Annotated in this window: 8 protein-coding genes; 4 read left to right on the plus strand and 4 right to left on the minus strand. The window is 72.7% G+C overall.

Features of this window, described 5'->3' with window-relative positions; all coding sequences use genetic code 11:
* Nucleotides 1-34: 34 nt before the first annotated feature.
* From U9R90_RS24700 to aac(3), 3 genes are all read left to right on the plus strand, one after another.
* Nucleotides 35-727, plus strand: a complete 693-nt coding sequence (locus U9R90_RS24700; RefSeq protein ID WP_411059793.1) for an ArsR/SmtB family transcription factor — start codon at nucleotides 35-37, stop codon at nucleotides 725-727.
* A 110-nt stretch (nucleotides 728-837) separates the two neighbouring features.
* Nucleotides 838-1,245: a RidA family protein gene (locus tag U9R90_RS24705; protein ID WP_411058859.1), complete on the plus strand. Its 408-nt coding sequence runs from the start codon at nucleotides 838-840 to the stop codon at nucleotides 1,243-1,245.
* A gap of 10 nt (nucleotides 1,246-1,255) precedes the next feature.
* Nucleotides 1,256-2,149 carry an aminoglycoside 3-N-acetyltransferase gene (aac(3), locus tag U9R90_RS24710; RefSeq protein ID WP_411058860.1) on the plus strand — a complete coding sequence of 298 codons (894 nt, stop codon included), beginning with the start codon at nucleotides 1,256-1,258 and terminating at the stop codon, nucleotides 2,147-2,149.
* A gap of 39 nt (nucleotides 2,150-2,188) precedes the next feature.
* Here the strand turns inward: aac(3) and pip are convergent, their stop codons facing one another.
* Nucleotides 2,189-3,178, minus strand: a complete 990-nt coding sequence (gene pip / locus U9R90_RS24715) for a prolyl aminopeptidase (RefSeq protein ID WP_411058861.1) — start codon at nucleotides 3,176-3,178, stop codon at nucleotides 2,189-2,191.
* Between pip and U9R90_RS24720 the strand changes: the two genes are divergently transcribed.
* Complete coding sequence (locus U9R90_RS24720; protein WP_411058862.1) at nucleotides 3,143-3,655, plus strand: RNA-binding S4 domain-containing protein; 513 nt, start codon at nucleotides 3,143-3,145, stop codon at nucleotides 3,653-3,655. The genes pip and U9R90_RS24720 overlap by 36 nt on opposite strands.
* Nucleotides 3,656-3,716: 61 nt before the next feature.
* Here U9R90_RS24720 and U9R90_RS24725 read toward each other — a convergent pair whose 3' ends face one another.
* The 3 genes from U9R90_RS24725 to U9R90_RS24735 all read right to left on the minus strand — a co-directional run bounded on the left by U9R90_RS24725 (nucleotide 3,717) and on the right by U9R90_RS24735 (nucleotide 6,931).
* Nucleotides 3,717-4,172, minus strand: a complete 456-nt coding sequence (locus U9R90_RS24725) for a (2Fe-2S)-binding protein (protein WP_411058863.1) — start codon at nucleotides 4,170-4,172, stop codon at nucleotides 3,717-3,719.
* Nucleotides 4,173-4,231: 59 nt separating this feature from the next.
* The gene (locus U9R90_RS24730) at nucleotides 4,232-6,433 is read right to left on the minus strand and encodes a molybdopterin cofactor-binding domain-containing protein (RefSeq protein WP_411058864.1); all 2,202 of its coding nucleotides are present in this window, start codon (nucleotides 6,431-6,433) and stop codon (nucleotides 4,232-4,234) included.
* Between the two features lie 102 nt (nucleotides 6,434-6,535).
* The gene (locus U9R90_RS24735) at nucleotides 6,536-6,931 is read right to left on the minus strand and encodes a DoxX family protein (RefSeq protein ID WP_411058865.1); all 396 of its coding nucleotides are present in this window, start codon (nucleotides 6,929-6,931) and stop codon (nucleotides 6,536-6,538) included.
* Nucleotides 6,932-6,993: the final 62 nt, after the last annotated feature.

Genomic DNA, 6,993 nt, shown 5'->3' on the forward strand with positions numbered 1-6,993 from the left:
TCCGACGACCCCCGACAGCGTCACCGGCCCCGACCTGGCCTCCCTCGCCAGTCTGCTCGCCGACCGCACCCGCGCGGCGATGTGCCTGGCGCTCCTCGACGGGCGGGCCTGGACCGCGAAGGAGCTGGCCCAGCACGCCGGGGTCGCCGCGTCCACGGCGACCGGCCATCTGCACCAGCTCGTCGCGGGCGGGCTGCTGGCCGAGGAGCGGCAGGGCCGCCACCGCTATGTGCGGCTGGCCGGGCCCGCCACCGCCGAGATGATCGAGAGCCTCGCCTCGCACGCCCCGCTGCGGTCCACGCCCATCCGCTCGCTCAGCGACTCGCACCGGCGGCGCGCCCTGGCGCACGCCCGGTCCTGCTACGACCACCTGGCGGGTACGGTCGCGGTCGCGATCACCGACGCGATGACCGAGCGGTCCCTGCTGACCTGGGAGTACGGCCCCGCGCTGACCGATGCGGGCCGGGCCTGGCTGCGTGACCTGGGCATCGACGACCACCGCCCCCGCTCGGGCCGCGCCCATGTCCGCAGCTGTCTGGACTGGACGGAGCGGCGCCAGCACCTGGCGGGCGCGGTGGGCGCCGCGTTCCTCCAGCGGGCCCTGGACGCCGAGTGGGTGCTGCGTAAGGGCACCACCCGGATGATCGTCCTGACGGACACCGGACGTACGGTGCTGCGCGAGCACCTCGGGCTCGCCGAGACGGTCCTGCACGCCCCGGCCGCCTGAGCGAGCCTCGCCCGTGGCCGCCGCCCGGAAATGGGATGCGAACGGGTCCTGCCTCCCGGCATGATCCACGCGGCAGCGCCCCACCGACCGTCGATGCTTCGGAGGCTTCCGTGATCAAGCGCACCGTCGCTCCCTCGCTCTTCCCGCCGCCGACCTACGCGCACGCCTCCGTCGTCGAGGCCGGTACCCGGCTGGCCTTCCTGGCCGGGTCCGTACCGCTCGACGCCGAGGGCGGCCTGGCGGGCGAGGGGGACCCGGTCCAGCAGGCCAAGCAGGTCATCGCCAATCTTGAGGAGCAGCTGCGCGCGATCGGCAGCGACCTCTCGCTGGTGGCGTATACGGATGTGTACGTGGTGAGCGGCGAGCCCGCCGTCCTCGCGGAGGTCTGGGACGTCGTCGAGGCATCGGGGCTCAGCACGGGCCCGCACTCCTCGACCCTGCTCGGCGTCGCCTGCCTCGGCTACCCGGGGCAGCTGGTGGAGATCACGGCCACGGCCGTCGTACCGGACGCGGTCTAGGGGCGACGTCATGGACGAACTGGCCCTGCTCAAGCGCGCGGGCGGCCCCGTCACCCGCGGTCGGCTCAGCCAGGATCTGACCGCGCTCGGTCTCACCGACGGCGACACGGTCATGTTCCACACCCGGATGTCCGCGATCGGATACGTGGCGGGCGGCCCCCAGACGCTCATCGGCGCCCTCAGCGATGTCGTCGGGGAGCGGGGAACCCTGATGGTGACCTGCGGCTGGAACGACGCCCCGCCGTACGACTTCACCAACTGGCCGCAGGCCTGGCAGGACGCGGTGCGCGCGGAGCACCCCGCGTACGACCCCGAGCTCAGCGAGGCCGACCATGACAACGGCCGCCTTCCGGAGGCGCTGCGCCGCTGGCCGGGCGCGGTCCGCAGCCGCCATCCCGACGCGAGCTTCGCCGCACTCGGCGCGGCGGCCACCGCGCTGATGGCCGACCACCCGTGGGACGAACCGCACGGCCCCGGCAGCCCGCTCGCCCGGCTGGTCGCGGCGGGTGGCCGGGTGCTGATGCTGGGCGCCCCGCTGGACACCCTCACGCTGCTGCACCACTCCGAGGCGCTCGCCGAAGCACCCGGGAAGCGGTTCGTGGACTACCAGCAGCCGATCCGGGTCGACGGGGAGGGCGGTGGGGAGCGGGTCTGGCGGCGCTTCCACGACATCGACTCGTCGGACGGGGCCTTTGACTACTCCCCCGTCGTACTCGAGGGGCAGGACCCGTTCGAGGCCATCGCCCAGGACATGCTCGCCGCCGGGATCGGCAGCCGGGGCACGGTCGGCGCGGCCGACAGCTACCTGTTCGAAGCCGGTGAGGTCGTGGACTTCGGTGTCACCTGGATCGAGAGGAAGCTGGGGCAAGGAGCGGACGCTGGGCAAACTGGGGAAGCCGGGTAGGGAGGGGAAGCCGGGCAAGACCGAGGCGGGCAAGGCGCGTTAGCGCGTCGTGTACACGTCCCGCGCCGCGTACACGTCCCGCGCCGCGTACACGTCCGTCGCCGCCACCAGGGCCCGGGTCATGTCGGGCGCCGCCGAGTTGTGGCCGACCTCGTCGACCATCACCAGCTCGGCGTCCGGCCAGGCCCTGGTGAGCAGCCACGGCGTGCCCAGCAGGTTCCCGAAGTCGAGGCTGCCCTGCACGATCGTTCCCGGGATGCCCCGCAGGGACGGCGCCTCGCGCAGGACGACCCCGTCCTCACCCAGGAAGTGGCCCTGGCTGAAGTAGTGCGTGACGGTACGGGCGAACCCCTCCCGGAACTCGGGTTCCTCGAAGCGGGGGATCGAGCGCGGCGGCTGAGACGCCATGGCCGTCTCCCAGTCGCACCAGTCGCGGGCGGCCCGCGCACGTACCGCGGGGTCCGTGGACCGCAGCAGCCGGTAGTACGCGGCCGAGAGGTCACCGTCGCGCTCGTCCTCGGGCACGGCGTCCCTGAAGCGCGCCCACGCCTCGGGGAAGACCCGGCCGAGCCCGCGGGTGAGCAGGTCGACGTCCGCCTGGCTGCCGGTGGCGAGCATGGTGAGGACCAGCTCCGAGACGGCGTCCGGGTGCAGCTGCGCGTACCGCAGGGCGAGGATCGAGCCGAAGGAGCCGCCGAAGACCAGCCACTGGTCGATCTCCAGGTGACGCCGGAGCAGTTCCAGGTCCGCGATCAGGTGGGGCATCGTGTTGACGCTCAGGTCCGTGGCCGGGTCGCTCACCAACGGTGTGGAGCGGCCGCAGCCGCGCTGGTCGAGCAGGACGATGCGGTACGCGGCCGGGTCGAAGTAGCGCCGGAAGTACGGGGTGCAGCCCGAGCCGGGCCCGCCGTGCAGCACGACGGCCGGTTTGCCCAGCGGGTTCCCGCAGACCTCCCAGTAGAGGTGGTTCGCGTCGCCGACGTCGAGCAGGCCGTGCGCGTACGGTTCGATATCCGGATAGAGGCTCATGGGCTCCATCCTGCCGCCCTCGCCACAGAACGAGGTCCCCCGACTAGAGTCGAGGGCATGACTTCGGAGGCTGGGGCTACGGACACCGGGACCGTACGGGTCGACAGCTGGATCTGGTCGGTACGGCTGACCAAGACGCGCTCGGCGGCGGCTTCGGCCTGCCGTGCGGGCCATGTGCGGGTCAACGGCGACCGCGCCAAGCCCGCGCAGGCGGTCAAGGCGGGGGACGAGGTACGGCTGCGGCACGCCGGACGGGACCGGGTCGTCGTCGTACGCCGGATCATCCGCAAGCGGGTCGGCGCACCGGTCGCCGTGGAGTGTTACGTCGACAACAGCCCGCCGCCCCCGCCCCGCGAGGCGATCGCCCCCGCGGGCATCAGGGACCGCGGCGCGGGCCGTCCGACCAAGCGGGACCGGCGCGAGATGGAGCGGCTGCGGGGCCTGGGCCAGCCGCCGAGCGAGGCACCCGGCACCTAGAGCCTGGTCCAGTCACCGAGCGAGGCACCCGGCGCCTGAGCATGCGGGCGCACGGCCGCGGTCACATCCTGGCCGCGGCCGCCTTGATCGCCTCGCGGACCCGGAAGTAGGTGCCGCAGCGGCAGACGTTGGCGATCGCGTCGATGTCGGCGTCGGTCGGGTTCTTCGTACGCTTCAGCAAGGCGACCGCCGCCATGATCTGGCCCGGCTGGCAGTAGCCGCACTGGGCGACGTCCTGCTCCAGCCACGCCTCCTGCACCGGATGCAGGGTCTCCCCGTCCGCGAGTCCCTCGATCGTGGTGACCTCGCGGCCCGCCACGTCCGCGACGGGCACGGCGCACGGGTTGACGGCCTCGCCGTCCAGGTGGCTGGTGCATGCCTTGCAGACGTCGATGCCGCAGCCGTACTTGGGGCCGCGGATGCCGAGCAGGTCGCGCAGGACCCACAGCAGCGGCAGGTCGGCGGGGGCGTCGACGGTGACGGACTCACCGTTGACGGTGAAGGTGTGTGCGGGCACGGTTCTCCTCCAGGAGCCGGGTCACTGAGCTGGTGGCTGGGCCAGGGCGTGGCCCCGGATCACCGTGGGAACGGCTCGAAGTCGACGGGGAAGTTGACCGGGAAGCCGCGCGGGCGGCTGCCGGTGGCGCGCGCGTAGGCGTTGCCGATGGCGGCGACCGCGGCGGGCACCCCGAGTTCCCCCACTCCCCCGGGCTCCGCGTCGGCGTCGGATTCCAGGACGTGGACCCGTACATCCGTCGGCGAGTCGGCCTGCCGCGCGTAGTGGAACTGCGAGTAACTGCCCTCCAGCGGCAGCCCCCTGTCCAGGTGCAGCCCGGCCCGCAGCGCCGTCGACACGGCGTCCGTGAGCCCGCCCTGCATCTGCGCCTCAACGCCGCGCGGGTTGACGGCACGCCCGACGTCGACCGCGATCACCGCCTTGGTCACCCGCGGTGCCTTCGGGTCGCGGGCGTCGATCTCGACCAGGCAGGCCGTACACGACTTGTACTCCTCGTGGAAGCCGATGCCCTGCGCGTGTCCGTCGGGCATGGCCCTGCCCCAGTCGCCGTCGGCCGCGGCCTTGTCGAGTACGGCACGCTGGGCCGCCCCGCGCAGTTGGCGGCGGCGGAACTCCACCGGGTCCACGCCGAGTTTCTGAGCGATCTCGTCGACGAACATCTCCTCCGCCGCGCGTGCCGTGCCCGAGTACACGCTGCGCCAGGACCCGGTGGGCAGCGCCAGCGGCAGCTCGGTCAGCGACTGGGTGGTGATCCCCAGGGAGTACGGGGAACGCACGGTGAGGCGGAACATCAGCTGCGCGAAGGTCTCGTTGCCGAGCGGGAGTTCGGTCAGTCCGGCGGTCACCGCGTCCCCGAGTCCGTGCCGGACGTCGGTCTCGACGCAGGCCATCCGGTGCTCGAAGGTGAGCACCTTCCCGGCCACGTAGGTGGCGCGCAGCTTGTGGTGCGTCGGCGGGCGCATGCGGCCGTGCCGCGTGTCGTCGATACGGGACCACATCAGGCGCACCGGGCGCCCGGCGCCCTTCGACACCTGGGCGGCCTCGATGGCGGCGTCGTGGAACAGCCGCCGCCCGAAGGAGCCGCCCGCCTGGACGACCTTGAGGTCGACCCGTGCGGCGGGCAGTCCCACGGCCTTGGCGACGGCCGCGCGGGCCGCGATCGGGGACTGCGCCGCGGTCCAGACGGTGGCCCGGTCGGCGCGTACGTCGGCGACCGCGCTGTTGGTCTCCAGGGGTGCGTGGCTGACGGGCGCGAAGTCGAACTCGGCCTCGATGTACCGGGTCAGCAGGGGCGGTACGAAGGGGCGGGCGGCCTTGCGGAGCCGGGTGCGGAGGGTGTCGTCGGAGAGGTCGTCGACCGGTCCTGGCCCCCAGTCGGCACGTACGGCGTCCTTGCCCGCGAGCGCCTGCCCGAACGTCTCGGCCACGACGGCCACACCGGTGGGGATGACCACGACGTCCAGGACTCCCGGCATGGCCAGGATCTCGTCCCGGTTGTGAACCTCGCCGACCGTGCCGCCCAGGGTGGGCGGGCGGCGCACCATGGCCGGTTTCGCACCGGGGACGTCCAGGTCGAGGGCGTACTTCTGGCGCCCGGTGACCATGGCCCTGGCGTCGATACGTCCCGTGGGGCGGCCTACGACGCGGTGTTCGGCCTCGGGCTTGAGGTCGGCGTCCGCGAAGTCCTGCGTACGGGGAGCCGCGGCGGCCGTGGTCAGTTCGCCATACGGGGCTTCGCGGCCGTCCGGCGCCACGGCCTTGCCGTCCCGTGTCGCGACCTTCTCGGGGGCGAGGCCCCACCGGGCGGCGGCGGTCGCCGCGAGTCGGGTGCGGGCCACGGCTGCCGCCGCGCGCACTGGCCGGTACAGCGAACGGATCGAGTTGGAGCTGCCGGTGAGCTGGTTGAACAGCAACTCGGGGCGGGCACCGTCCAGTCGTACGGTGACCTTGTCCAGCGGGGTGTCCAACTCGTCGGCGATCAGCATGGCGACGGCGGTGGTCAGACCCTGCCCCACCTCCTGGCGCGGCAGCCCGAAGCGTACGGTGCCGTCCTCGGCGATCTCCAGGGTGAGCAGATGCGCGGTCGGGAGCCCGGCGAGGATCAGGACGTCGCCGAGGTCGGGCAGCAGCTCGGGCAGGATGTCCGCGGTGGCCGCCCGCGCGGTGCCGGTCCCGCCCCAGCCGACGGCCACGGTCAACGTCGGCGCCGCCACCAGATAGGTGAGCAGCGTCCGTCTGTCGACCCCCGCGCGCTCTGCCATGCCACCAGCCCCTTGAGTCAACTCGCTTCGCGGCTGACTCTATTGACTCTGAGTCAGCCGTACCAGGGGGCGGGGCCTCGACGGCCGGGCTCACAGGTGGCCTCAAACGCCGGCCGGGCTGAAAGACTTCAGCATCCCCCGCCCGGTCCGGACCAATCGCACCGTCTCATGCCGCTGCGCCCGCGCCACGTACACCAGCGGCACCATCAACACCAGCGGTGTGTACCAGAACTCACCATCCAGCGCGGCCACCGCGGTGATCGACGCCCCGATCATCAGGCCGACGAAGGCCATGGCAGCGACACCGGACAGGATCGGGACCACCAGTGCGATCGCCCCCAGCACCTCAAGACCGCCCACGAAGTACATGAACCAGTCACCGGCTCCGATCTTGTCGAAGGTCTCCTGCGCCGCGGGTACGGCGAACAGCTTCGGCAGCCCGCTTGCGAAGCCGAAGAACAGCGCGAGCGCGATCCGCAGCGTGCGCAGCGCGATCACGGCCCGGCGGCTACGCACCGGAGCGGCGACAGCGGCGACACTCGGAGCAGCAGGGGCGGCGG

This window comes from Streptomyces sp. E11-3, assembly GCF_046540415.1.
Lineage (GTDB): Bacteria > Actinomycetota > Actinomycetes > Streptomycetales > Streptomycetaceae > Streptomyces.